23 protein-coding genes are annotated in these 22994 nt (G+C 60.9%); 4 read left to right on the top strand and 19 right to left on the bottom strand.

All coding sequences use genetic code 11. From position 1 onward, the window contains the following. Nucleotides 1-3: 3 nt before the first annotated feature. The 3 genes from recQ to mca are packed head-to-tail and all read right to left on the bottom strand — an operon-like array spanning nucleotide 4 to nucleotide 3034. A complete protein-coding gene (recQ, locus tag ICL81_RS00665; RefSeq protein ID WP_188033085.1) occupies nucleotides 4-1896 on the bottom strand; it encodes a DNA helicase RecQ in 1893 nt (630 codons plus the stop codon). Between the two features lie 8 nt (nucleotides 1897-1904). Beyond that, nucleotides 1905-2171, bottom strand: a complete 267-nt coding sequence (locus tag ICL81_RS00660; protein ID WP_188033084.1) for a hypothetical protein — start codon at nucleotides 2169-2171, stop codon at nucleotides 1905-1907. Then, on the bottom strand, nucleotides 2168-3034 hold the full coding sequence (gene mca / locus ICL81_RS00655) for a mycothiol conjugate amidase Mca (protein WP_188022895.1): 867 nt from the start codon (nucleotides 3032-3034) through the stop codon (nucleotides 2168-2170). Before mca ends, ICL81_RS00660 begins: the two co-directional genes overlap by 4 nt. 93 nt (nucleotides 3035-3127) lie before the next feature. Between mca and ICL81_RS00650 the strand changes: the two genes are divergently transcribed. After that, a complete protein-coding gene (locus tag ICL81_RS00650) occupies nucleotides 3128-3532 on the top strand; it encodes a DUF4307 domain-containing protein (protein ID WP_188033083.1) in 405 nt (134 codons plus the stop codon). Between the two features lie 9 nt (nucleotides 3533-3541). Here ICL81_RS00650 and ICL81_RS00645 read toward each other — a convergent pair whose 3' ends face one another. Further along, nucleotides 3542-4189 (bottom strand): hypothetical protein, encoded by a 648-nt coding sequence (locus ICL81_RS00645; RefSeq protein WP_188033082.1) that lies wholly within the window; start codon nucleotides 4187-4189, stop codon nucleotides 3542-3544. Between the two features lie 150 nt (nucleotides 4190-4339). On the opposite strand from ICL81_RS00645, the gene greA reads away from it, so the two are divergent. Beyond that, the gene (greA, locus tag ICL81_RS00640; protein WP_188033081.1) at nucleotides 4340-4825 is read left to right on the top strand and encodes a transcription elongation factor GreA; all 486 of its coding nucleotides are present in this window, start codon (nucleotides 4340-4342) and stop codon (nucleotides 4823-4825) included. An 87-nt stretch (nucleotides 4826-4912) separates the two neighbouring features. Here greA and ICL81_RS00635 read toward each other — a convergent pair whose 3' ends face one another. The 7 genes from ICL81_RS00635 to ICL81_RS00605 all read right to left on the bottom strand — a co-directional run bounded on the left by ICL81_RS00635 (nucleotide 4913) and on the right by ICL81_RS00605 (nucleotide 11582). Next, the gene (locus ICL81_RS00635) at nucleotides 4913-5821 is read right to left on the bottom strand and encodes an amino acid ABC transporter permease (protein WP_188033080.1); all 909 of its coding nucleotides are present in this window, start codon (nucleotides 5819-5821) and stop codon (nucleotides 4913-4915) included. Next, nucleotides 5818-6474 carry an amino acid ABC transporter permease gene (locus tag ICL81_RS00630; protein ID WP_188033079.1) on the bottom strand — a complete coding sequence of 219 codons (657 nt, stop codon included), beginning with the start codon at nucleotides 6472-6474 and terminating at the stop codon, nucleotides 5818-5820. Before ICL81_RS00630 ends, ICL81_RS00635 begins: the two co-directional genes overlap by 4 nt. Before the next feature lie 77 nt (nucleotides 6475-6551). Beyond that, on the bottom strand, nucleotides 6552-7457 hold the full coding sequence (locus tag ICL81_RS00625; RefSeq protein WP_188033078.1) for a glutamate ABC transporter substrate-binding protein: 906 nt from the start codon (nucleotides 7455-7457) through the stop codon (nucleotides 6552-6554). Between the two features lie 53 nt (nucleotides 7458-7510). After that, nucleotides 7511-8257, bottom strand: coding sequence for an amino acid ABC transporter ATP-binding protein (locus tag ICL81_RS00620; RefSeq protein ID WP_188033077.1), 747 nt, complete (start codon nucleotides 8255-8257; stop codon nucleotides 7511-7513). Nucleotides 8258-8532: 275 nt separating this feature from the next. Beyond that, nucleotides 8533-9531, bottom strand: a complete 999-nt coding sequence (locus ICL81_RS00615) for a TAXI family TRAP transporter solute-binding subunit (RefSeq protein WP_188033076.1) — start codon at nucleotides 9529-9531, stop codon at nucleotides 8533-8535. Next, nucleotides 9528-10907 (bottom strand): HAMP domain-containing sensor histidine kinase, encoded by a 1380-nt coding sequence (locus ICL81_RS00610; RefSeq protein ID WP_188033075.1) that lies wholly within the window; start codon nucleotides 10905-10907, stop codon nucleotides 9528-9530. The genes ICL81_RS00615 and ICL81_RS00610 overlap by 4 nt, the downstream gene beginning before the upstream one ends. A gap of 3 nt (nucleotides 10908-10910) precedes the next feature. Continuing rightward, nucleotides 10911-11582 (bottom strand): response regulator transcription factor, encoded by a 672-nt coding sequence (locus ICL81_RS00605; RefSeq protein ID WP_188033074.1) that lies wholly within the window; start codon nucleotides 11580-11582, stop codon nucleotides 10911-10913. 217 nt (nucleotides 11583-11799) lie between these two features. On the opposite strand from ICL81_RS00605, the gene ICL81_RS00600 reads away from it, so the two are divergent. After that, on the top strand, nucleotides 11800-13467 hold the full coding sequence (locus ICL81_RS00600; protein WP_188033073.1) for a BspA family leucine-rich repeat surface protein: 1668 nt from the start codon (nucleotides 11800-11802) through the stop codon (nucleotides 13465-13467). 70 nt (nucleotides 13468-13537) lie between these two features. On the opposite strand, the gene ilvA is transcribed toward ICL81_RS00600, so the two are convergent. The 4 genes from ilvA to ICL81_RS00580 form a co-directional block, all read right to left on the bottom strand. Next, a complete protein-coding gene (gene ilvA / locus ICL81_RS00595) occupies nucleotides 13538-14782 on the bottom strand; it encodes a threonine ammonia-lyase (protein WP_188033072.1) in 1245 nt (414 codons plus the stop codon). Continuing rightward, complete coding sequence (locus tag ICL81_RS00590; protein ID WP_188033071.1) at nucleotides 14779-15984, bottom strand: AI-2E family transporter; 1206 nt, start codon at nucleotides 15982-15984, stop codon at nucleotides 14779-14781. Before ICL81_RS00590 ends, ilvA begins: the two co-directional genes overlap by 4 nt. 122 nt (nucleotides 15985-16106) lie before the next feature. Next, nucleotides 16107-16403, bottom strand: a complete 297-nt coding sequence (locus ICL81_RS00585) for a hypothetical protein (RefSeq protein ID WP_188033070.1) — start codon at nucleotides 16401-16403, stop codon at nucleotides 16107-16109. Further along, nucleotides 16400-17698, bottom strand: a complete 1299-nt coding sequence (locus ICL81_RS00580; protein WP_188033069.1) for an inorganic phosphate transporter — start codon at nucleotides 17696-17698, stop codon at nucleotides 16400-16402. The genes ICL81_RS00585 and ICL81_RS00580 overlap by 4 nt, the downstream gene beginning before the upstream one ends. A gap of 216 nt (nucleotides 17699-17914) precedes the next feature. Between ICL81_RS00580 and ICL81_RS00575 the strand changes: the two genes are divergently transcribed. Further along, entirely contained in the window at nucleotides 17915-18190 is a 276-nt protein-coding gene (locus tag ICL81_RS00575) for a mycoredoxin (RefSeq protein ID WP_188033068.1), read from the top strand. Nucleotides 18191-18267: 77 nt separating this feature from the next. Here ICL81_RS00575 and ICL81_RS00570 read toward each other — a convergent pair whose 3' ends face one another. From ICL81_RS00570 to ICL81_RS00555, 4 genes are all read right to left on the bottom strand, one after another. Beyond that, entirely contained in the window at nucleotides 18268-19281 is a 1014-nt protein-coding gene (locus ICL81_RS00570) for an ATP-dependent 6-phosphofructokinase (RefSeq protein ID WP_188033067.1), read from the bottom strand. A 60-nt stretch (nucleotides 19282-19341) separates the two neighbouring features. Continuing rightward, nucleotides 19342-21483 (bottom strand): DEAD/DEAH box helicase, encoded by a 2142-nt coding sequence (locus ICL81_RS00565; protein ID WP_188033066.1) that lies wholly within the window; start codon nucleotides 21481-21483, stop codon nucleotides 19342-19344. An 89-nt stretch (nucleotides 21484-21572) separates the two neighbouring features. Beyond that, entirely contained in the window at nucleotides 21573-22514 is a 942-nt protein-coding gene (locus ICL81_RS00560; RefSeq protein ID WP_188033065.1) for a bifunctional riboflavin kinase/FAD synthetase, read from the bottom strand. Nucleotides 22515-22517: 3 nt separating this feature from the next. Continuing rightward, a complete protein-coding gene (locus ICL81_RS00555) occupies nucleotides 22518-22964 on the bottom strand; it encodes a hypothetical protein (protein WP_353055372.1) in 447 nt (148 codons plus the stop codon). Between the last annotated feature and the right edge of the window lie 30 nt (nucleotides 22965-22994).

The raw sequence follows: 22994 nt of genomic DNA, 5'->3' as shown, positions 1-22994 counted from the left end.
GGGTTAACGTCCGCCAATCACCTGCAGCACGGCTGCGCCGTAGCGCTCAAGCTTGACCTCGCCAATGCCCGAGATCGCGAGCAGTCCAACGTCATCCTGCGGCTGGTGCTTCGCAAGCGCAGCGAGTGTGGCATCACCAAAGACGACGTAGCCCGGCACTCCCTGCTCCTTCGCCTCGCCAGCCCGCCAGATGCGCAGGCGCTCGAAGACCTCGGTCTGCTCGGGATCGAGTTCGGCGGCCGCGGCGGATCGTTTCGCGGTGCCGCCGGATCCGCCACGTGACGAGCCTGACGAGGCCGCACGCGCAAGCACTTCCTCGCGCATCATGACGGTGCGCTCACCGCGCTGGACGGCGATAGCGTCTTCCGTGGGGTAGAGCACGCCCCACTCACCGCGGGATTCGATAATGCCGGCCGCAATGAGGTGTCGCACGACCCCGCGCCACTGCGCAACGGAGAGATCTTTGCCGATCCCCCACGTTGAAATTTCATCCAGCTTCAGCTGACTCACGCGCTCCGAGGCGGTGCCGCGCAAGACATCGATGTGCTGGCCGGCAGCGAACGTGCGCCCACGCTCGCGCTGAATACGAATCACGGTCGACAGCAGTTTCTGCGCGGGAATGGTTGCGTCCCAGAGCTTTGGCGGATCAAGGCACACATCACAATTGCCACAGTTCTCGTCGACCTGGCGCGAGGTGTCGCCGAAGTAGCGCAGCAGGAAGCTGCGGCGGCACGTAACCGTCTCGCAGAGCGCGAGCATGTGGCCGAGGTGCTGGGTCTGATTGAGCTTCGTGGCGAGGTCGCCGTCGTTGTTCTCGATCATCTGGCGCTGCTGAACAACGTCCTGCAGGCCGTACGCCATCCAAGCTTCCGAGGGGGCGCCGTCGCGGCCTGCACGACCCGTCTCCTGGTAGTAGCCCTCGATGGACTTGGGAAGGTCAATGTGTGCAACGAAGCGCACATCCGGCTTATCAATGCCCATGCCAAACGCGATCGTTGCGACGACTACGACGCCGTCTTCGCTGAGGAAGCGGCGCTGCGTATTCAGACGCTGCTCGGCCGGCAGGCCAGCGTGGTACGGCATCGCGTCGATGCCCGCCTGGCGCAGGGCCGTCGCGGTCTGCTCGACCTTCTTGCGACTCAGCGCGTAGACGATGCCAGCGTCGCCGGAGTGATTGTCACGTACGAACGAAATGAGTTGCGCTCGCGCATTCTGCTTTGACGCGATCTGGTACTTAATGTTCGGGCGGTCAAAGCTCGAAACGAAGTGCCTGGCGTTACCCAGGTGGAGGCGCTCAGTGAGCTCCTGGTGCGTTGCTGGGGTGGCTGTTGCGGTGAGGGCGATCCGCGGCACATCTGGCCAGTGCTCAGCCAGCATGCCGAGACGAAGGTAGTCAGGACGGAAGTCGTGACCCCACTGCGAGACACAGTGTGCCTCATCGATCGCGAACAGCGAGATATTGCCGCGCAGCAAGAATTCCACGGTCGCTGGCACGGCAAGCCGCTCGGGCGCGATGTAGAGCACCTCGAGAGTGCCCGCGAGGAACTGTCGTTCCACGTCGGCACGCTCCTCTGGCGACATCGCTGAGTTCAGTGCGCCAGCGTTCACGCCAGCGAGGCGTAGTGCCATCACTTGATCGTGCATGAGCGCAACGAGCGGCGAGAGCACGACGCCGGTCCCCTCACGCACAAGCGCGGGGATCTGGTAGCACAGCGACTTACCGCCGCCGGTCGGCATGAGCACGACCGCATCGCCACCAGCGACGACGTGATCGATGATCTCCGCCTGCTCGCCGCGGAACGCCTCGTAGCCGAAGACGTCACGCAGCACAGACTGCGGGGTCGCTGCCTCGGGGATCGCCGAAACATGCCCGATGGGCACCCCGAGGTCAGTCATGGGCTGGGTTACGCGGTCGGCTTCGCGTCGGGCTCAGCCGGAGCGGTGCCCTCATCGTTGCGCTCAGCCTCAGCCAGCTCGTTCGCGATTTCCTCGCGCACCTCGTGACGGTACTGGCTGCGACGAATACGACGCACCAGCAGGAAGCCGAGCACGATGACCGCAGCCGCGAAGACCGCCGTAAAGATGAAGCCCTCAACGCCGGGCGAAACCGCGTTCGCGTCGAACTCCGGCTCGCTCTCAAGCGCCCAGGTGGTCAGTGCGTAGATGCTCACGCGTTCTCCTCAATTCCTTGGAACAGATCAGTCTCAAATTCGCTTGTCATCACGCGGGATGCAGCGAGGCGGTAGTCCTCGAACGGCCACGCCTGACGCTGCAGGTCGTTCGGCCAGAAGAAGAAGTTGCTGTCGGGAGCGACCTGGCTCGCGTGAGCGCGGAGCGCCTCATCGCGCTTCTCGAAGAAGCGGCTCACATCGACCTTCGCGGTACCGGAGTAGCCGCGCTTGCTCATCCACTCACGCAGCTCGCGGAACTGCGGCAGCAGCTCCGACTCAGGATCGTGCGCCTCCAGCCAGTCGTACACGGCGTTGACGCGCTCTGAGTTGAAGATCTCTTCGTAGTACATCTTCTTGATCGTCCACGGCTCGCCTGCCTCGGGGAACGACTCTGCGTCACCGGAGAGATCCCACGCAATCTTGCTGATCTCGTGGCAGCGAATGTGATCGGGGTGCGGGTAGCCACCCTGCTCGTTGTAGGTGATCATGACGTGCGGTTTGAAGTCACGCACGATGCTCACCAGTACCTCCGCCGAAATCTCGGTGGGGACCTTTGCGAAGCAGTTTTCGGGCAGCGGATCGCCCGACTCAGGCAGGCCCGAATCTTCGTAGCCGAGCCACTTGTGCTCGAAGCCGATGATTTCCTGCGCGCGCTCCATCTCGGCGCGGCGCAAGCCAGCGAGGTCACGCCGGCTGCGCGGATCGCGAGCAACCAGCTCGTTGAGCACGTCGCCGCGCTCACCACCAGTACAGCTCACGATGAGCACTTCTACACCCTGTTCGAGGTAGTGCGCGTACGTCGCTGCACCCTTGCTTGACTCGTCGTCAGGGTGCGCATGCACCGCGATAAGCCTGAGCGTCATCCGCATCCCTTCCATGTCTCTCCCGGGAGAGACCGCTACGCTGGCAACTGGACTCATTGTAGTCAACCAAAATCTATCAAGCTGGAGGTTCCCGTGACGTCGCATGACGCCCTCGCCGATCGTTATGGCACCGGCCGCAATAAGCGGATCGATCGCCGAGTCGGTTGGACCATCGCAGTCATTGCAATTCTCGCGGGTCTCGCCGTGGTGCTCTTCGGCGGTTGGCAGCAGAACAACCAGGTGAACATGCAGAACATCGGCATGGACATCATCGATGACCAGACCGCTTCAGCGCGTTTCTCGGTTACCGCACCTGCCGACGCCAAGGTCGCATGCTCGGTTGAGGCGCTCAACCGAGCCAAGGCAACTGTCGGTTGGCAGATCGTTGAGATCCCCACTGGCCAGGCAACGAACCACAAGGTCACGGCAACGATCAAGACGACCGGCCCCGCCGTCTCAGCTGCCGCGCACGAGTGCTGGGTCTTCGACGCGAAGTAGCGCGGCGCGCTACAGCGCCGACGTACGAATCAACACGTGCCCGCGTGAGCCTGACATGCGGGTCCAGGTGCGCGACTTCACGACGCGCAGCGTCTCTTCATCCCGCAGGAAACCCATGGTTTCTGCGGCAAACGCTGCGGCTGCCGGCAGACCAGGCGCAATTTCCGCGCCCCACACCGAACGGCGCACCTGCTGCACGACCGCTTCGCCCGGGGACTCTGGCAGCGCAGCGTTTACGCGCTCGATGCCCTGCTCAGCGACGGTCGCGAGCGACTGCGCATCGATAGCGCACACTGGCTCCCAGCCCGCGGTGGGCGGCAGCACGCCGGTCCACGCGGCCATTGCGGTCACGTCGGGAACGTCGAGGCTCAAGCCGATCATGCCCATGTGCGCGATCCTGTCGAGCAACGCACGGCCCTGAACGACGACATCGACAGGAACCTCTGGCGCCTCTTTCAACGCGAAGGCTCGCATGACGAGCACAACAGGCGACGAATCGAGCAGGGACGACGGTGCTTGGGTGCACCCGTAGACGGCGAGCACGGCATCACGTGTGGTGATCCGCACTTCGCTCTCCCCTGCTCTTTGGAGACGTTCGAGGAAAATTCGAAGGTCATCTCGGGTGGCGTGATCGGCAATCGCAAGCTTCATGGACATTACTTCCCACCTTATCGGCGCTCGCTGATACCCTGGTTGGAGCCCGGGTAATCATCCCCGAGCATGCCGCGCGTCCACTGCGAAATTCGCAGACCGGGCGCGCTCCCGCATTTAGCGGGCACAACTCCCCACGAAAATGGAGCCCATCACATGGCAGACCCCACGCAGACCTGGCTGACCCAGGAGGCATTTGACCGACTGCAGGCAGAGCTCGACGAACTGTCGGGCCCCGGCCGCAAGGACATCGCAGCACGCATCGAAGCTGCGCGCGAAGAAGGCGACCTCAAGGAGAACGGCGGTTACCACGCCGCGAAAGACGAGCAGGGCAAGATGGAAGCGCGTATCCGCGACATCGAAGCGCTCCTCAAGACCGTCGTCGTTGGCGAAGCTCCCAAGGCGCAGGGCATCGTTGAGATCGGCACAATCATCACCGCTGAGATCTTCGGCGAAGAGACTCGCTTCCTGCTTGGCAGCCGCGAGCTCGCTGATGGTTCTGACCTCGACGTGTACAGCGCTGAGAGTCCCCTCGGCAAGGCCATCCTTGGCCTGAAGGTTGGCGCTGAGGTCAGCTACGCTGCACCCAACGGCAACCAGATTCCCGTGAAGGTGCTCGCAGTCGAGACTTACCAGGGCTAATCCCCCGCACACGCAGAGACGCCCCGGTGCTTGCCAACTGGCAGCCACCGGGGCGTCTCTCGTGTTTGGGTCGGGGTGATCCGCGCTCTAGGAGCGATCGCGCTCATCCTCGAGGTACTGCACAGCAAGCACCTCGGTCACGGGGCGCTCATGGTGGCGCGGATCACGTTCATCGGTGCCACCGGCCGTCACCCGCGAGTGAGACTGCCGCATGCGCCGTTCAACGAGGCTCGCGCACGCAGACAGAATGATGCAGAGCACAATGTAGATGCCACCGATCACGAACGCCGACTGCAGCAGCGGGCGCCCGGGTGAGCTGCTCATGAGCTTCGCCAAGTACAGCAACTCGGGGTAGGTGATGATGAAGCCAAGGGCGGTGTCTTTCATGGTGACAACCAACTGCGCGACGAGCACCGGGAGCATGGCGCGGATCGCCTGCGGCAGGAGGATCAACCGCATCACGCCATTCTTGCGCAGGCCAATCGAGTACCCGGCTTCGGCCTGCCCCTTCGGAAGCGCCTCAACACCAGCACGGATAGTCTCCGCAATCACCGATCCGTTGTAGACCATGAGCGCGAGTACGACTGCCCAGTACGGATCCATACGGATGCCGACACTTGGCAGGCCGTAGTAGAGCAGCATCATCATGACGAGCACGGGAACGGCTCGGCAGATCTCGGTGATGACGAGCACTGGCCGTCGTACCCACGCGTGGTCTGAGAGTCGACCGATCGCGAGCACAAACCCGAAGACCATACTCAGTACGGCGGCCGCGGCGAACGCGGCAAGCGTCTTCCCGAGGGCCTGCGCGATCTGCACCCACACCGTTGTGTACGTGAAGACCTGCCATTTTGCGGCAGAGAACTGGCCTGACAGCGCGAAGCGGTAGACAATAGCACCTATGATGGCCACGACCACCGCGACCGTGATCACCGCGAGCACGCGGTTGCGTCGCACCGCCTTCGGGCCTGGGACGTCGTACAAGATTGCGGTCATCGCGCGATCCTCCACTTCTTCTCAAGTCGGTTTTGCATAAAGCTCAAGATGAATACGAGCGCCACGAACACGGCTGCGACCCACAGGAGTACTTCCATTGGGCTGCCTGGGCGATCCGCCGCATCGTTGATCGTGGCCCGCAACGCAGCGAGTTCGGCGACCGAGAATCCGGCCGCGATCGTCGTGTTCTTCAGTAGCGCGATAAAGACACTCATCATCGGTGGCACGACCGAGCGGAACGCCTGCGGAAGTACCACGAGCGTCATGACCTGACCGAACGGGAGGCCAATGGCGCGTGCGGCTTCGGCCTGCCCCACCGGCACCGTCGAGATGCCCGCGCGCAGCACCTCTGCGACGTAGGTGGCCGTATACATGCCGATCGCGATGACACACAATACGATCGTGCTGAGCTTGGGAAGTCCGAGCGCGGGATACCCGAGCACGAAGAAGAAAAACACCAGGGTCAGCGGCGTATTTCGAATGATGTTAACGTACGCTGCGCCTACCCCACGGGCGATGGGAACCGGCGATACCCGCATGGCTCCGATGATGCTTCCGAGGATGAGCGCGATAATGCCACCACCCAAGAACACGATGAGGGTGTTCTTCGTTGCGGTACCCCACAGATCGAGGTTGCCGAAGATGACGTCCATGGGTCGTCCTCTCTCAAACAGGTCGAGTGTGGGGCGAGCCCGCCCCACACTCAGGGACAGTAAGAAACCGGTGCCGCCTAGTAGGCGTCGACCTTGGGCTGGTCGACAACAATGCCGGAGGAGCCAAGGTTGTTCTCGAAGATTGCCTTCCAGACGTCGCCACCATCGGTCAGTACGGTGTTGATCCACGAACGAAGCGCGTCATCACCCTTCGGGAGGCCAACGCCGTAGAGCTCTTGAGTAAAGAGGCCACCTGTGACTTTGATGTCATCTGGGTACTGTGCTGCGTAACCAATGAGGATGGCCTGGTCAGTGGTGACCGCGTCAACCTGACCGTTGATGAGGTCTTCCACACATGCCGAGTACAGGTCATACTCCTGGGTCTTAATTCCGGGGAAGTTGGCCTTGATGTTCTGAATCGGAGTCGACCCGGTCGCCGAACACACGGTCTTGCCTTCGAGCTCCTCGATCTTGGTGACCTCTTCGGCATCCTTCGCTACGAGCAGGCCCTGACCAGTCTCGAAGTACGGGCCGGCAAAGTCGATGTCTTGTTTACGCTTGTCGTTGATCGAATATGTACCGACGTAGTAGTCGATGTCACCGTTCTTGATCGACTGCTCACGGTTCACCGAAGCGATGGCCTTGAACTCGATCTGGTCTTCGTCGAACCCGAGCGACGCAGCGATCCAGCGAGCGGTGTCAACGTCGAAGCCAGTGCGCTCCTGCGTGGTTACATCGAGGTAGCCAAGACCAGGCTGATCTTCCTTCACGCCGACAATAACGCCACCGCGCTTCACCATCGCGTCATAGGTAGGACTGCCCGTGAGTGACACGTCAGTCGCGACCTCCCACGGTGTGCTGCTGGTGGTCGAGCCGTCAGTTGCTGGCTCCTTCGCACCATCGGTCGGGCTGCCGCTTGCGCAGCCGGTGAGCGCGAGCGCGGCGACAATGCCGAGCCCTGCAATGAGACGTGTACGTCGCATGATGTCTTCCTTTCATGGTGTGCGCCGGCCGCGGGGTGGCCAGCACACGGGGCTTAGTGGGTAATGAGTTTGGAGAGAAAGTCTTTGGCGCGGTCGCTCTGCGGGTTCAAGAAGAACTCGTCTGGCGTCGCCTGCTCGATGATGCGGCCATCTGCCATGAACACCACGCGATCAGCCGCCTTGCGCGCAAAACCCATCTCGTGTGTAACCACGATCATCGTCATGCCCTGCTGCGCGAGCTGCACCATGACATCGAGCACCTCGGTGATCATCTCCGGATCAAGCGCAGACGTCGGCTCATCGAAGAGCATGACCTTTGGCTGCATCGCAAGTGCCCGAGCAATTGCCACGCGCTGCTGCTGCCCGCCGGAGAGCTGTGCAGGGAGCTTCGCCGCCTGCTTGTCAACGCCAACGCGGGCGAGGAGTTCCATCGCCTCGCGCTCGGCATCTGCTTGCTTCATGCCTCGGACGCGGATCGGCCCCAGCGTCACATTCTCCAGAATCGTGAGGTGGGCGAACAGGTTGAACGACTGGAATACCATGCCAACATCGGCGCGCAGTTGGGCAAGCCCGCGCCCATCTGCCGGGAGTTCTGTGCCGTCGATGCGGATCGATCCGCTTGTAATCGTCTCCAACCGATTGATCGTGCGGCACAGGGTCGACTTGCCTGAACCTGACGGCCCAACGATCACGACGACCTCGCCGGCGTGCACCGACAGGTCTACATCAGTCAGTGCCTGAAACTCGCCATAGTGCTTCTGCACGTTCGCTACGACGACAAGCGGTTCTTCCGCGCTCATCTTGCCTCCACCGTTGGATTCGTTCGTCCGCAGCGGGTCACGCTGGAGACGTTGGTCATTCGACGGTTCAACGCAGAGGCACCGCGAGACACTTTGGGCCTCGCGCTATCAGGGGGTCGATCGCTTCTTCGTTGAACCGGTCAGACCCTCACGTTAGGGGTGGTTGTTCCTCCAGTTCAGAGCTTTGAGCTGATCTTGAGGAACGCCTTGAGCGTTACTTGAGGTTCGCTCGTTGCCAGGTGAGATTGATGGTCAATTCGAGGTGTTCGCAGAGGTCAACGGCGTTGCGATCTGAAGTAATCTGCGACCCCCGGATGCAACGGCATGGGGTCGGTGAAGATGGCCTCACGTGTATCGAGCAGTGCCGCAACGGGCACTTTGCGCGCGATCGCGGCGCGCTCAGCAAACAGCGTCTCAGCCACTTCTCGAATCTCACCGCGGTCCGCGTCAGCCCCCGTAACCAGGTAGTTCGGAATTGTCATGGTGCGAGTCTGATCTTCGATTCCGTAGGTGCCGCGCGGGAGCTCAGACAGCCCGTACACGTCTGCGTGATCCGCGTTTAACTGGTCAAGAATCTCGGGCGTCACTGGCAGAATGCGGATCGGAAACTCGGCTGCGAGGTCAGCGACGCCGGGGGTCGGAATAGCGCCGACCCAGAAGAACGCATCGATCTCGCCGGCTCGTAGCGCCTCTGCAGCGGGCTGTGTACCCAGGGTGACCCAGCGCGGTGTGGTGTCGGTGTCGGTGTCGGCCTCCGTCTCGGCCTCAGCTCCGACTTCACGCTCACTGATGCCGGCGGCTTCGAGGATGCGATGCGCAATCACCTGCACGCCAGAGCCGGGTGAGCCAAGGGAGATACGCGCATCTGCAAGGTCGGCGAGCGCTTCAAAGCTTGAGTTTTCTGCCACCACGATGTGCACGTACTCGTCATACAGCCGCGAGACCGCCGCGAGCTCGAGCGGCTCGGCAAAGTCACCCTCGCCAGCCAGCGCATCTGCAACGGTGTCCCCCTGCGCGAAACCAAGGAGCGCCTCTCCCCGGCCGATGCGCTGCAAGTTGTCGACCGACCCGTCAGTCTCAGCCAGCGTCACCTCACGCTCAGTGTGCGTCGAAAGCTCGTTCGCCAAAGCCGTGCCGTACGCGTGGTAGACGCCGCCGGGATTGCCGCCAGCAATGACACCGGGGGCATGCGGACCGCTGCACGCCGTGAACAACAATAGCCCCACGCACAGCGCCGCCGCCGTGGTCAATCTGCGTACCCAGTGTGTGGTCATTCGCGTTCACCTTCCGCAGTGAACAGCAGTTCCACGTGCAACCCTTCGCCCTCCGGCGAGCTCAAAACGAGTTGGCCGCTCGCGCTTTCCAGCAGCTGATTCGCGATTGACAGTCCGAGTCCCGAGCCAGCGATGTTCTGGTCACGTGTGTTCCGCCAGAAGCGAGTCTTTGCCCGCTCAAGGTCAGCGGGTTCGAGCCCGGGGCCGGAGTCGCGGACGCTGATCCGCGCCCCATCATCGGTACGTTCTGCCCGCACGTCGATGCGCCCGCCGCGCGGCGAGAACTTCACCGCGTTGTCGAGCACGGCGTCGAGCGCACTCTCTATGACCGTGCGATCAGCGACCAACATAAGTCCGGATTCGGCAAACACCGAGATTTTAATGAGGCGCTGACTTGCGACAGCGCGCCACGCATGGGCCCGGCTGTGAGCGATCTCGCCGAGATCAACCAGCAAGCACGTGGGTTCAGACTGGGTAGTGCGGGCCAGCCGCAGGAGCGTGTCCAAGATTTGTGTCATTCGTTTGCCGTCTTCACGGGTCTTTTCGATGTCGGCAGTCCATTCTTCGCCGAGCCCCGTAGCCAAGACTTCAACTCGCATGAGCAGCGCACCGAGCGGATTTCGCAGCTCGTGCGATGCATTCAGCACGAACTCCTGCTGCCGGGTGACCACCTGGTCAATCTCGGCCGCCATGGTGTTAAAGAGCTTGATTTGGGACTGGAGTTCTGGCGGCCCCGTTGTGTCCGCGATGCGTGCCTCCGTTTCACCCCTGGCAAAGGCCTGCATCGCCTCGTCTACTCGCCGCAACGGAGCAAGTACCCAGCGAGAGAGCTGGAAAATGACCAGGGTTGCGAGGCCGACGATGACGAGCGAAATCGCGCCAAGCAGCAGCCACTGGCCCCAGATGCTGCGGTTCGTCTGATCCACGCTCGCACCAATGTAGATGGCGCCGGCGACAAATCCGTCGTTCACGATGGGTTCCACAATCGTCGCCGGTTGGCGGGACCAGGGCAGCGGGCCAACCGCAACCTCACCGCGTCTACCAGACAGCGCGAGGCCGACCGCGGCCTGCATCTCTGCAGACGTTTCCACAGCGTGTTCGTTCGTCGTAGCCCAGACCTCACCGGTCTGATCGAACACGGCAATCTCGGCGTCGTAGAGGTCGCCGTATCGTCGCATGTCGGCTTCGAGCGCGGCAGGGTTGTTGTCGGAGAGCGCCTGCCGCGCCGCCGAAAGGAAGTAGGACGCATCGCCCAACTGCTGGTTGGAATGCTGTTGTTCTGCAGTGCGCGCAAGGCTCCACCCGTATGCGCCGCCGAGTGTCATCAACACGACGATCAGCGGCGTCAGAAAGGCGACAACAAATCGCTTACGCATCGATCAACTCACTGCAAGCCGATACCCAAGCCCCCGCACGGTATCGATGAGTGATTCTCGGTCAAGCTTGCGACGGATAGCCCCGACGTGTACCTCAAGCGATCGGTTGAACCCTGCCCAGTCGGTACCCCACACTTCCCGGATGATGCGATCTCGTGGAACCGCAACCCCCGGATACCGCGCGAGAACCTCCAAGATCTCAAATTCTTTCGGTGTGAGTTCAACCGCTGCCGAAGCCACTGTGGCGTGCCTGTTGGTGATGTCGATATAGACGTCGTGCACATCGATCACCAGGCCAAGTTCAGCGGCGACCGGTACCGCGCGCGACCTGCGCGTCACTGCTTCGATCCTGGCAACAAGCTCACGCACGTCATATGGTTTCACTACGAAATCATCCGCGCCCGCATGCAACCCACGGATGCGTTCCTCGACCTGACTTCGCGCAGTCGCAATGATGATAGGGACGCCGGAGAATGCGCGGATCCGCCGACACACATCAAGGCCATCGATATCGGGCAGGCCCAGATCAAGTATCACCGCGGCCGTTTCTGGCGAAACTGCGTCAATCGCAGACGCGCCGTCTGCGGCTTGCACCGTGCTGTAGCCGGCCTTCCCGATGAAGGCGCTCAGCGCGTCAGACACCCGTTCGTCATCTTCGACAACCAGAATTTCCACCGGAAGTACACCTCTCTGTTGTGCCCCCTTCACCCCTCACCTTAGAGGGGAATACGGCTGCAGCATAAGAAGATTCCTGCATGACTCGACCTCAGATACCTTTCTCAATTAAATCCTTGAGTTTTTGCTGAGCAGATGATGTGATTTGGCTACTCACTTTCTCTGATCTCCAATTCATCGAAAAGCGAAACGACTCACGAAGGAAGCAGTACAACTTATGAAGCAAGTCAAAGTAGGCGGTGCAGCGATCGTATTCGCGATCGGCATTGCTGCTTTCCCAGCGGGAACACCCGTGTTGGCACTCAATGCTCCCGGAAACGTCGAGTTCAGTGCAGCGCCAATGCGCAGCGAAGCACCAGCAGCCACTCCTGAGTGGAACATCGCTGAAAACATTCTCACCATCGGCCCGGGTACGTTTACCTTTGCTCCTGGCGACAGCATCCCCTGGAGCAAGAGCCTCTGGAACGTAGACAAGATCATTTTTACCGACCCAACACACACTGCAATTGTTGGAACTCCTCGATACATGTTCTCGGCAGCCAACGTCCGTACGATTGAGGGCATCAATGACGTTGACGTGAGTGGCGTTACAGACATGGGCTTTATGTTCGCCTCAACCCGGAAACTCGAATCTCTCGATATCTCCGACTGGGATGTCTCAAATGTAGTGAATGCCGACCAGATGTTCTGGAACGCGACTTCACTAACTTCCTTGGATGTCAGCGATTGGGACACCGGGGCTCTAGAGAATGCCTCAGCAATGTTCGCTGGCATGACTGCGCTCACGACGCTTGATGTTTCGGGTTGGAACACGGAAGTTCTCCAAGACGCGTTCAGAATGTTTGGTGACGTTTCCTCTCTCACGACGCTCGATGTTGGCAGCTGGACCACAGGCGCTCTGACCTCCGCAGCCCAAATGTTCCAAGGTATGAGTTCCGTAGCTGCCCTAGACGTCAGTGGCTGGAACACCGAAAATCTGATCCAGACTAGAGAGATGTTTCATGGCGTGTCATCGGTGACGTCTCTGGACATGTCTGGCTGGAAAACGTCAAAGTTTGAAGTCATGGGCGGGATGTTTGCGGACATGACGTCACTCGAGACCATCGATGTCTCGACCTGGGATACCACTGGCTTCGCCTCTGTCAATGAAATGTTTGCCGGTTTAAGTTCGCTCACAGAGCTTGATCTGAGTGGCTGGAGCGATTTAGGCGTTTCACCCCTTGGAAAAAGCGTCGACCAGACGGATATGTTTGCGCGCACACCGCTTCGGTCGCTAACCATCCCGAACCACATGCTTTTGGCTGACGAGAGCGCTCTCGGTTCTCCCCTGCAGGATGAGGATTTCACCGGCAAGTGGGACGTTTCGGGCGATTGGGAAGGCACCACCGAAGAGCTGATTACGCGCACCCAATCAAGAGAACGGGACGACAACACTGAGACATACCTCTGGCAGAGGCATGCAACTCTCACGCTCAACCCGAACGGTGGAGCAGGCGATCCCATCACGATTCAGAGCACAGCGAACAAGAAATTCACGCTGACCGAGTCAACGTTTGAACTCCTGAACGCCAAGCTGGCTAGCTGGAACATGCTTGCCAATGGTGCCGGAAAGTCCTACGCCATCGGTGACACTTTTGTTCTTCCCGCTGGCGCTACGACCCTCTATGCGCAGTGGCAAGACGTCCCGGTGAAACCGGTCATTGACCCACCAACCGAACCCGTGAAGCCGATCAAGCCGGTCGACCCGACCACCACGGTGACGGGCGGGTCAAAGCTCGCAAGAACCGGTAGCGAACCGATGCTCGTAGGCATCGCGAGCGCGGCCGTGCTCGTAGCCGGCGGCGCGATCGTCTTCTTGCTTCGACGCCGCACCCGAAACAGCTAAACCTGCAATAACGCACTGTGGGGGTGATCCGAACGCTTGGTTCGGATCACCCCCACAGTGCGTTACAGGACTAGTAGCGCTCGCCTACGCGCACCGTGTAGCCTTCGGCGCGAAGCGCCTCAACGACCTCGACGCCGTGCTCTGAGCCACGGGTCTCGATGTGCAGCTCGAGCTCGACCTCACTAATGGGAAGCTCGGTCGCGTGACGAGTGTGCAGCACCTCGACAACGTTTGCATTGTGCTCAGCCACGATAGAAGCCGTGCGCACGAGCTGGCCAGGTACATCGGGGAGCAGAATGCGGAGCTTGAGGTAACGCTTCGACGCCGCCAGGCCGTGACCGATAACACGCTGCAGCAGCAGCGGATCGATGTTTCCACCCGAGAGGATGGTCGCAGTCTTGCCCTCGACCTTGATCTTGCCTGCAAGCATCGCAGCAACACCAGCGGCTCCTGCGGGCTCGACGACGAGCTTGGTGCGCTCAATAAGCATGACGATTGCGCGCGCGATATCGTCGTCGCTCACAGTCACAACTTCATCAACGAAGTCGCGGATCAGATCAAAGTTCAACGTGCCAGGGCGTGCGACAGCGATGCCGTCTGCGATGGTGGGACGCGTCTGGATCGTCACAGGCTCGCCTGCCTCAAGCGAGACGGGGTAGGGAGCAGCGTTCTCAGCCTGCACACCAATCACACGAATCGTGCGGCCGTGCTCAGCCGCCCACTTCTTCGCAGCGACCGCGATACCGGCAATGAGGCCGCCGCCGCCGATCGGCACGACAAAGTTTTCAATGCCGGGCTCAACCTCGAGCATCTCGAGTGCGACCGTACCCTGTCCCTCAACGACCGCGGGGTCATCGAACGGCGGGATGAAAATCGCACCCTGCTCCTTGACGAACGCCTGCGCTGCCGCATTCGTCGCGTCAAAGGTCTGGCCGACAAGCTCAACGTTCGCACCGTAGCCGCGGGTTGCCTGCAGCTTCGGCAGTGCAACACCGAGCGGCATGAAGATGGTCGCCTTGATGCCAAGCTCGCGTGCCGCGAACGCTACGCCCTGCGCATGGTTGCCTGCCGATGCGGCAACAACGCCGCGCGCACGCTCCTCGGCAGTGAGCTGCGAGAGTCGGTTGTACGCACCGCGAAGCTTGTATGCACCAGTGCGCTGCAGGTTCTCGCACTTGAGGAACACGTTCGGAACCTCAAGAATGTCAGCGAGGTAGCGTGAAGATTCGAGCGGCGTCTTACGGGTTACCTGGTGCACCACACCGAGCGTCCGTTCGAAGTCGGCGAGCTCGGGGGTACCGTTCTGCCAGGTCATGCGTTTCCTCCTCCACGCGTCAGACGCGCAATGTATTTCGCCCGAGATTTAGCTTCGTGCTTCACGTGGTCTCTTCGATGAAACTCCGCTGCCGGGTCTATGTTTGGGTCCCATTTCTTCTGCACGAGTGTGTTCACAATAGCGTTCGCAGAAGCTGCGAGCGGAACCGCGAACAGCGCTCCCGGAATACCCGCGAGAAGCGCACCGGCCGATACAGCTAGGACAACACCGAGCGGGTGTACCCGAACGGCATTGCCCATGACGAGCGGCTGCAGCACGTGGCCCTCGATCTGGTTGACGAGGATGACAACGCCGAGCATCAGCAGCGCGTTAATCGGACCGTTGTAAACGAGGGCGATAAACGCGGCGAGCATACCGGTCGTGATTGCACCGAGGAATGGAATAAACGAGCCAAGGAACACGAGAATCGCGATCGGAATGGGAAGCGGAACCCCAAGGATCGCAGCGCCGAGACCGATGCCAAACGCGTCAACGAATGCCACGAAGATCTGCACACGGACGTACTGACCGACCGATAGCCAGCCCGCACGACCAGCGGCGTCAACTGGCGAGTGAGCCTTCGCCGGCAGGAAGCCAATCACCCAGATCCAGATTCGACGGCCGTCGATGAGCAAGAAAATGAGCGTAAAGAATGTGAGCAACGCACCGGTGATGACCTGACCGGCTGAGACTGCGACGCCCATGGCGCCGCTCCAAATCTCACCCTGGTACTGCGAAAGGCTTGCGAGGAGATCTTGCAGCCAATTCTTCATCTCGTCGACCGGGAGCCCCCAGCTGTTATGCGAGATCCAGAGCAGGGACTCTTGCCACACCTGCTCAGAACGGGTCACGAGATCGTTAAGCCCGTTCTTCAGCTGCGAAACGATGAGGGTAATCAACACCCACAGCGTCGCAAACAGCAGGATGAGCGAGGAGAGCACACCCGACCAACGCGGCAGGCCACGTCGTTCGAACCAGCTCACGATCGGCATCAACAGCGCCGTCAGCAGTATTGCAATCAGGACGGGCACGACAATAATGCGTACCTGCACAATGCCCCAGAGCAGGGCTGCAGAGGCCAGAGCGATAATAATCAGTCGCCATGACCAGGCCGCGGCAACACGAATACCGAGCGGTAGCTCGTAAGTTGCGTTGCGCTCGTCTCCCGGTTCGCCCGAGGATCCACCACGTTGTTCTTCCACAATGGTCAGTCTACTGACGTGCTACTCCGTGTGGCGCATGTATTTCACAGCAACTGGGCGCGGATCGGCAAAACGAAAAGAGGCGGACCAGCATTCGCCGATCCGCCCCAAAAATCGTGTGATTAGCCGTGCAGCGCAGGGACAATCAGGTAGATACCCACGAGCACGACAACAGCTGAGAGCGCGAAGCACACGTATGCGCCGGCAGTTGCCCAGCCTGGACGGCCGTCCTCTTCAAGGTCGTCGTCCTCTGCGTCTCGTGAAGGGCCGTTGGGAGCCTTCGAACCGTCGGCAAGACGGGGCGCAGGCTTCGGCGTTGCGAGGAAACGAATACCGAACGAGTACAGGGCGACTACGAAGACCGACGCGAAGAGCGCTGCTCCGAAGACCTGAACGAATGCGATCCAGTCGATGGTCATTTGTCGCCGTCCTTCTTCTGCTGCTTTTCTGTAGCACGTGCTGCCTTCTCAGCTTCACGCGCTGCCTTGTCAGAACGCACTGCGCTCTGTGCAACGGGAGTGAGCGGCGGGATGGTGCCGGTCTTGGTGCGAACGCGCTTGACCTTGCTCTTACGAATACGGACGGCGTGGCCTGCTTCAGCTACGTCAGCGATTGCGTTCGAAGCGGTCACTGCGTTGCGGCGTGAACGGAAGAAAATGAACGCGATCACGAGCGCACCTACGACCGCGTCGATGATGATGCCGACCATGCCGAGGTGAGCAATCACTGCTGCGAGTGCGCCAACGAGGCCAGCTGCGGGAAGCGTGAAGAGCCAGCCGGAAGCGATTCGGCCAACGGTGCGCCAGCGAACGGTCGAACCACGGCGGCCGAGACCAGAACCGATGACCGAGCCCGAAGCGACCTGAGTCGTCGAGAGCGCGAAGCCGAGGTGGCTCGAAGCAAGAATCGTTGCAGCGGTCGAAACCTCTGCTGCGAAGCCCTGCGCAGGCTTCACATCGGTGAGGCCCGAACCCATGGTGCGGATGATTCGCCAGCCGCCCGAGTACGTACCAATCGCAATCGCGAGTGCACAAGCGATGATGACCCAGAGATGGGGACCGGTGTCAGGATCTTGCATGTTCGCAGCAACAAGCGTCAGGGTGATGACGCCCATGGTCTTCTGCGCGTCGTTCGTACCGTGCGCAAGCGCAATCAGTGATGAAGACACGATCTGTGCGTAGCGGAAGCGGCCGCGGCCGTCCTTCTTACCGTCATGACGACGAGTAATTGCATACGCAGTCTTTGTCGCGGCAAACGCAACGATGCCAGCGGTGAGCGGTGCGGCAAGCGCGGGCAACAGGATCTTCGAGACCAGGCCGCCAGTGTTAATTGCACCGAAGCCAGCACCCACAACCGCGGCACCAATCAGGCCACCGAAGAGCGCGTGCGACGAGCTCGAGGGCAGACCGTACAGCCAGGTCACGAGGTTCCAGACAACGGCGCCGATGAGGCCCGCAAAGATCATTTCTGGCGTAATAAGTACGCCACCATCGCCCTCGTTGATGAGACCGTTTGAAATTGTCTTGGCGACCTCCGTTGAGAGGAACGCGCCGACAAGATTCAAGATTGCAGCCAAAGCGACTGCGGTCTTCGGCTTCAGTGCACCGGTTGCGATGGGCGTAGCCATCGCGTTTGCGGTGTCATGGAAGCCGTTCGTGAAGTCGAAGAAAAGCGCTAGCACGATGACTAGCAAGACGACGATCGTGAGTTCCACCGGTCTCTTTTCGTTTGCATGTAATGCGAAATGTCGACGCGCGCGAAAGCCAGCCGATGTAGCCATCTCGTCATACGCTCGTCACTTAATGTTTCCACCTCAGTAACCAGAGGTCAAGCTGAGCGCGCACGTCCGAAGATCCAAAAAATCCAAGCGCTCACAGGCAGAGAATCATAAACTGGGAATTGGCTTGAAACGCCCTGAAAGGAGCACGCCATGAGTGCAGCTGAAATTGCCGATTTCACCCCCGAAAGCGGCGCAATCACGATGTTCTCGACGAGCTGGTGCAGCTACTGCAAGCGTCTGAAGACCATGCTTGACAAGACCGGCATCCCCTACGAGATTGTTGACATTGAAAACACCGAGGGCACGGAAGAGCTCGTGAAGGCTGTCAACGGCGGCAACGCTGTTGTGCCGACCGTTGTCTTCCCCGACGGAACGACTGCAACGAACCCCTCGCTGCAAGACGTCCAGGCACGCCTCGGCGCATAGATTTATCGGCGTCTACCGACGCTCATACGTGTGGGGCGGATCCGATAGTTCAGATCCGCCCCACACGTCTTTCCTGGTCACCCAAAGTTTGCGCGCACGGCTGAGTACCGCGTCTCGGGCACTCGCTTGAGCTTGCCGGCAATTTCCATGATGGGAACAGCGACAATCTCGTCGCCGCGCAGCGCCATAAGATTGCCCCACTCCCCCTCGGCGATCGCGTCTGCGCCTGCAATTCCGGTGCGAGTGGCGAGCACGCGGTCGAATGCCGAAGGTGATCCGCCCCGTTGGAGGTGGCCAAGCACAGTCGCACGAGTCTCGATGCCCGTGCAAGCTTCAATGCGCTGAGCGAGAAGGTCACCGATGCCATGAGCGCCGCCGCGCAGTTCGGCAGGTTCTTCGCCCGCAAAATCGAAGCCCTCTGCGACGACAACAAGCGCTGAACGGTCACGGTTGGTGACATGCGTTACCCAGGCACACACCTGGTCGAGCGTCTCCGGCTGCTCGGGAATGAGCATGACGTGGGCGCCACCTGCGATGCCGGCATGCAGGGCGATCCAGCCCGCATCTCGGCCCATCACCTCGAGCACCATGCAGCGGTTGTGTGATTCTCCTGTCGTGCGCAGCCGGTCAATTGCCTCGGTCGCAATACCGACTGCCGTGTCGAAGCCGAAGGTGTAGTCCGTCCCCGCGAGATCGTTGTCAATCGTCTTCGGGAGACCGATCACATTGAACCCGACGCGGTCCAGAAGGCCAGCTACGCGCTGAGTTCCGTCGCCGCCGATGAGGATCATGCCGTCGAGGCCATACTCGTCCATCTTCGTGCGCAGATCCGCGAATTCTTCTTCCGTACCGTCTTTCGACGGGAACGGAGACCGGCGACTCGTACCAATAAACACACCACCGCGCGGTGACAGACCACGCACAGCACTGCGATCGAGCGTGACGAACTCGTTCTCGTGAAAACCACGCCAACCGTCAATGAAGCCGACCATCTCAAAACCGTGCACCTCGGTGCCGCGCAAGACGGCTCCGCGGATCGCAGCGTTCATTCCGGGGCTGTCGCCACCCGAGCACAAGACACCAATTCTCATGGCGCCAGCCTAGCGATTACACAGCCCAGATAGGGAGTGTCTCCCTAAGGACAGTGGGAGTTACGCCTCAGCGATCGCACGCTCAAGCACGCTGATGAGCGCGAGTAGCTGAACCGGGTCAGCGTTCTCTTCCTGTGCAGGAGCACCGTCGAGCGCACGCGCCGCGAGACCGGCCTTGCCGTCGATGAGTTCGGCGATCCGCGCATCAATGGTCTGTGCGGCGATGATGCGCCAAGCGGTCACCGGCTCGACCTGGCCGATGCGGTGCACGCGGTCGATCGCCTGGGTCTGTTCTGCGTCGGTCCAGCTGAGCTCTGCGAGCACAACGTTCGACGATGCCTGCAGGTTGACGCCGACACCTGCCGCGGTGAGCGAGCAGACTGCGACCGCGACCTCGGGATCCTTGTTGAACGCGTCGATCTGCTCCTGACGGAACGTCGCGGTCTGATCGCCACGGATCGACACAGTCTTCAGACCCATCTCGGCCAGCTGCGCCTCTGCGCGGTCCATTACGTGAATATGCTTCGCGAAGAATACGACCTTGCCGACCGAGCGCGCGAGCTGCGCAGTGTAATCGACAGCGAGCGACGCCTTGGCCTCGCCAATCGTACGAACCATCGAGAAGACGTTCAGGCCGTCTGCCGAAGCGTTCGCCTCTTCGAGCTCCTGCATGCAGACCATGCGAATGATCGCATCGTCCGACAGCTTCGCTCCGAGCTTGCCGCCCTTGATGGTCGTGAAGCGTTCGAGGAGCTTGCGAGCGAGCTTCGTCTCGGCATCGCGAATGCCGCGACCGAGATCATCGTCAAGCTCAACGGGAAGGTCAACCACGCGCTTCGCGGGAAGATCGGCTGCAACGTCAATCTTGCGACGACGCACGATACCCATCGACACCACGCTCTCACGCGCTGCGGGGTAGAACGCTGGATCGGCCGGGGTCCAGCCGTTGTTCTCCAGCTTGGCCATGAGCTCGGGGCCGGGCTTTTCAGCGTCGGTCCAGCCGAGGAAACGCCAGATCGCACGGAAGTCATCGACCTCGTTGATGAGCGGCGTACCGCTCAACGCGATCGTGAGCGGCTTTACACCGGGAGTGCGCTCGCGGATGCTCTCAGCAATCGACAGCACAGCCTTTGAACGCTGCGACTGCACGTTCTTGATCATGTGCGCCTCATCGACGACCATTCCCTTGAAGCCAAATCGCGAGATCCAGCTGAGGTGGCGATCAAGAATGTCGTAGTTCACGACGAAGACGTCAGCGAACGCGTCCATGTCGCGGCCATCACCGTGGATGACGGTGACGCTGCGCTGCGGCGTCCAGCGTTCAACCTCACGCGCCCAGTTCATCTTCACAACGTTGGGCACGACAACGAGCAGCGGGTAAGCATCTGCGACCGACGCCGCAAGTACCGACTGCGCGGTCTTGCCGAGACCGGGCTCATCAGCGAGCAAGAAGCTGCGGTGGCCATCACGCACGCTCGCGAGGAACTTCGCCTGGTGCTGCATCAGCTCTCGACCCTTTGGCGCGAGGCGATCGGGAATGGGCGGATCGGGCAGCGCCATGCACGCAGCACCCTGGCCACCCTGTTCGAACGACTTGAGTAGCGGGCTCAGCAGCTCCCAGTTCGCGAGACGAACCACGGGCGTCGGGCCGCGCTGTGCGGTGAGGCCGGGGGCGAGGAACGGATTGGAAAGCATGCGGGCTTCGATGCCCTCTGGCTCAACCTGGCGTTCTGCGAGCTCAGCGGGAACGACCTTTGCGACGGCGGTCTCGACGGGCGCTGGCACCTCCTCGGGAACGTCAATGCCTGCTTGCACGAGCATCTTGCGCTTCAGCGCACGAGTTGCTTCGGGAACGTTTGCTGCCGGCTCGAGGAGGGTGATGAGGCTCGTATCGCGAGCCGCGGTCTTCGCGAGGATCGAGGCGACGCCGTCGAGACGCTTCAACGTCTCTGCGCGCTCTGCTGCGCTGACCTGCTCGTCAGACTTCACACGGGCACGCTCTTCGCGCATGAGGAGGGCAATCGCCTGGAACTTCGCACGGTTCTGCGGTGTGGCTTTCCCACGCTGAGCAGATGACTCCACCTCGCGCACCGCACGGGCGAGCAGCGGAATGATGCCCTCGTTATGCGTGTGTTTGCGACGGCCATTCGAGCGCGACGAACTCTTCGCAGCAGACTTGCGCGTACCAGCGTTGCTTGCCAATGGATCTCCTGATCGGCGGGGTGTGCTGTTGCGCGCCTAGCAACGTGAATAACACGGAGGCGCAACACCTGATCGACCGAAACCTCGGTCTACGCAGATTCTAGCACCCTACGCGTCTGCACGACGTCTTCTGCCATCTGTTCGAGAAGCGCGTCGAGCGAGTCGTACTTCTCCATGCCACGCAAGCGCTGCAAGAACTGCACTTCAATCGGCTTGCCATACAGGTCGCCGGTGAAATCGAGAATGAACGCTTCAACACGAGACTCTGCATTCGGCGTGAACGTCGGGTTATTGCCCACAGAAATTGCCGCATCGAAACGCTTGCCGTCGAGCACGACCCAACCGGCGTAGACACCGTCTGCCGGCACCTTGCCCTCGACCTCGCCACCGAGATTTGCGGTAGGGAATCCAATCTCACGACCGCGCGCATCACCGTGCACGACGGTCGCGCGGACAGCATACGTACGACCGAGCATCGCAGCAGCGGTCTGCATGTCGCCGACCTGCAGCGCTTCACGAATCATCGATGATGACACGTTGCCGACGCCTGGACACGCCACACCATCGACTACTTCGACCGTAAAACCGTACTGCTCACTCGCGGCAACGAGCATGGCAGCATCGCCCTGGCCGCGGTGGCCAAATCTAAAGTCTGCGCCGAGAATGATGTGCTTCGCATTGAGTTCACGAACGAGCACGTCTGAGATGAACTGATCCGCCGGGATAGCAGCAAACTCAGCATTGAAATCGACCATAACGCAGATCTCAACACCTATCTCAGCGAGCAGCTCGAGACGCTGGTTCGGGCTCGTGAGCGCGACAGGACAAGCCTCAGGGTTCAAGAACCGCATGGGATGATCTGTGAAGGTGAGCACTGCCGAGGTCAATCCCTCGGCCTCAGCAACCGCACGCATGCGAGCGAGAATGCTGCGGTGCCCCAGGTGGATACCGTCAAACTTGCCAACAGCGACCACGGAGCCGCCGCTGACCATGTCCGGCTGAACCTGATCGGCCGATGGAACAGTAAGCATGAATTACGCCTTTGCGTCTGGGCGCGTACGCCACAGCCAAATCAGGCCAAGAACCGGAAGAGCGACGGGGATCCACACATAGCCCGAGCCGAAGTGCGACCACACCGACGCGTGCGCGAAGTACTGCGGGACCGCGTAGCTCAGCACACCAACGATAATGACGCCGGCGAGCTCGAACGAGAGCGCAGCCCACGCGACATTACGCCAGACGCCCTGGCGCTTAATGAGCGCGATCGCCGCAACGATATATACAACGCCAGCCAGCGCAGACAGTGAGTACGCGACGGGCGCCTCATCAAACTTCGAAATGATCTGGTAGATCGAGCGGAACGTTGCAGCAAGTGCGAGCACAATGTAGGCCGCGATAAGGACTTTACCCAGGCCGCCTAGGCGCTCCGTTGACTTAGCTGCTTCACCAGATTCGGTGGTTACCTGATCGATGTTTGACACCTCAGCAGTCTAGCTGAGGTGCGCGCGCGA

Source organism: Leucobacter sp. cx-328 (assembly GCF_014530035.1).
Classification (GTDB): domain Bacteria; phylum Actinomycetota; class Actinomycetes; order Actinomycetales; family Microbacteriaceae; genus Leucobacter.
Note: the sequence above shows the minus strand (reverse complement) of the source record. Positions and strands in the feature narration are given on the sequence as shown.

Excerpts from the sequence above, each read along its gene's own strand:
- ICL81_RS00570 (WP_188033067.1), bottom strand. The coding sequence starts at position 19,281 with ATGAGAATTGGTGTCTTGTGCTCGGGTGGCGACAGCCCCGGAATGAAC.
- ICL81_RS00615 (WP_188033076.1), bottom strand. The coding sequence starts at position 9,531 with ATGACCACACACTGGGTACGCAGATTGACCACGGCGGCGGCGCTGTGC.
- ICL81_RS00575 (WP_188033068.1), top strand. The coding sequence starts at position 17,915 with ATGAGTGCAGCTGAAATTGCCGATTTCACCCCCGAAAGCGGCGCAATC.
- ICL81_RS00585 (WP_188033070.1), bottom strand. The coding sequence starts at position 16,403 with ATGACCATCGACTGGATCGCATTCGTTCAGGTCTTCGGAGCAGCGCTC.
- ilvA (WP_188033072.1), bottom strand. The coding sequence starts at position 14,782 with ATGACCTGGCAGAACGGTACCCCCGAGCTCGCCGACTTCGAACGGACG.
- ICL81_RS00610 (WP_188033075.1), bottom strand. The coding sequence starts at position 10,907 with ATGCGTAAGCGATTTGTTGTCGCCTTTCTGACGCCGCTGATCGTCGTG.
- recQ (WP_188033085.1), bottom strand. The coding sequence starts at position 1,896 with ATGACTGACCTCGGGGTGCCCATCGGGCATGTTTCGGCGATCCCCGAG.
- ICL81_RS00625 (WP_188033078.1), bottom strand. The coding sequence starts at position 7,457 with ATGCGACGTACACGTCTCATTGCAGGGCTCGGCATTGTCGCCGCGCTC.
- ICL81_RS00620 (WP_188033077.1), bottom strand. The coding sequence starts at position 8,257 with ATGAGCGCGGAAGAACCGCTTGTCGTCGTAGCGAACGTGCAGAAGCAC.
- ICL81_RS00645 (WP_188033082.1), bottom strand. The coding sequence starts at position 4,189 with ATGTCCATGAAGCTTGCGATTGCCGATCACGCCACCCGAGATGACCTT.
- ICL81_RS00600 (WP_188033073.1), top strand. The coding sequence starts at position 11,800 with ATGAAGCAAGTCAAAGTAGGCGGTGCAGCGATCGTATTCGCGATCGGC.
- ICL81_RS00560 (WP_188033065.1), bottom strand. The coding sequence starts at position 22,514 with ATGCTTACTGTTCCATCGGCCGATCAGGTTCAGCCGGACATGGTCAGC.
- ICL81_RS00635 (WP_188033080.1), bottom strand. The coding sequence starts at position 5,821 with ATGACCGCAATCTTGTACGACGTCCCAGGCCCGAAGGCGGTGCGACGC.
- greA (WP_188033081.1), top strand. The coding sequence starts at position 4,340 with ATGGCAGACCCCACGCAGACCTGGCTGACCCAGGAGGCATTTGACCGA.
- ICL81_RS00630 (WP_188033079.1), bottom strand. The coding sequence starts at position 6,474 with ATGGACGTCATCTTCGGCAACCTCGATCTGTGGGGTACCGCAACGAAG.
- mca (WP_188022895.1), bottom strand. The coding sequence starts at position 3,034 with ATGACGCTCAGGCTTATCGCGGTGCATGCGCACCCTGACGACGAGTCA.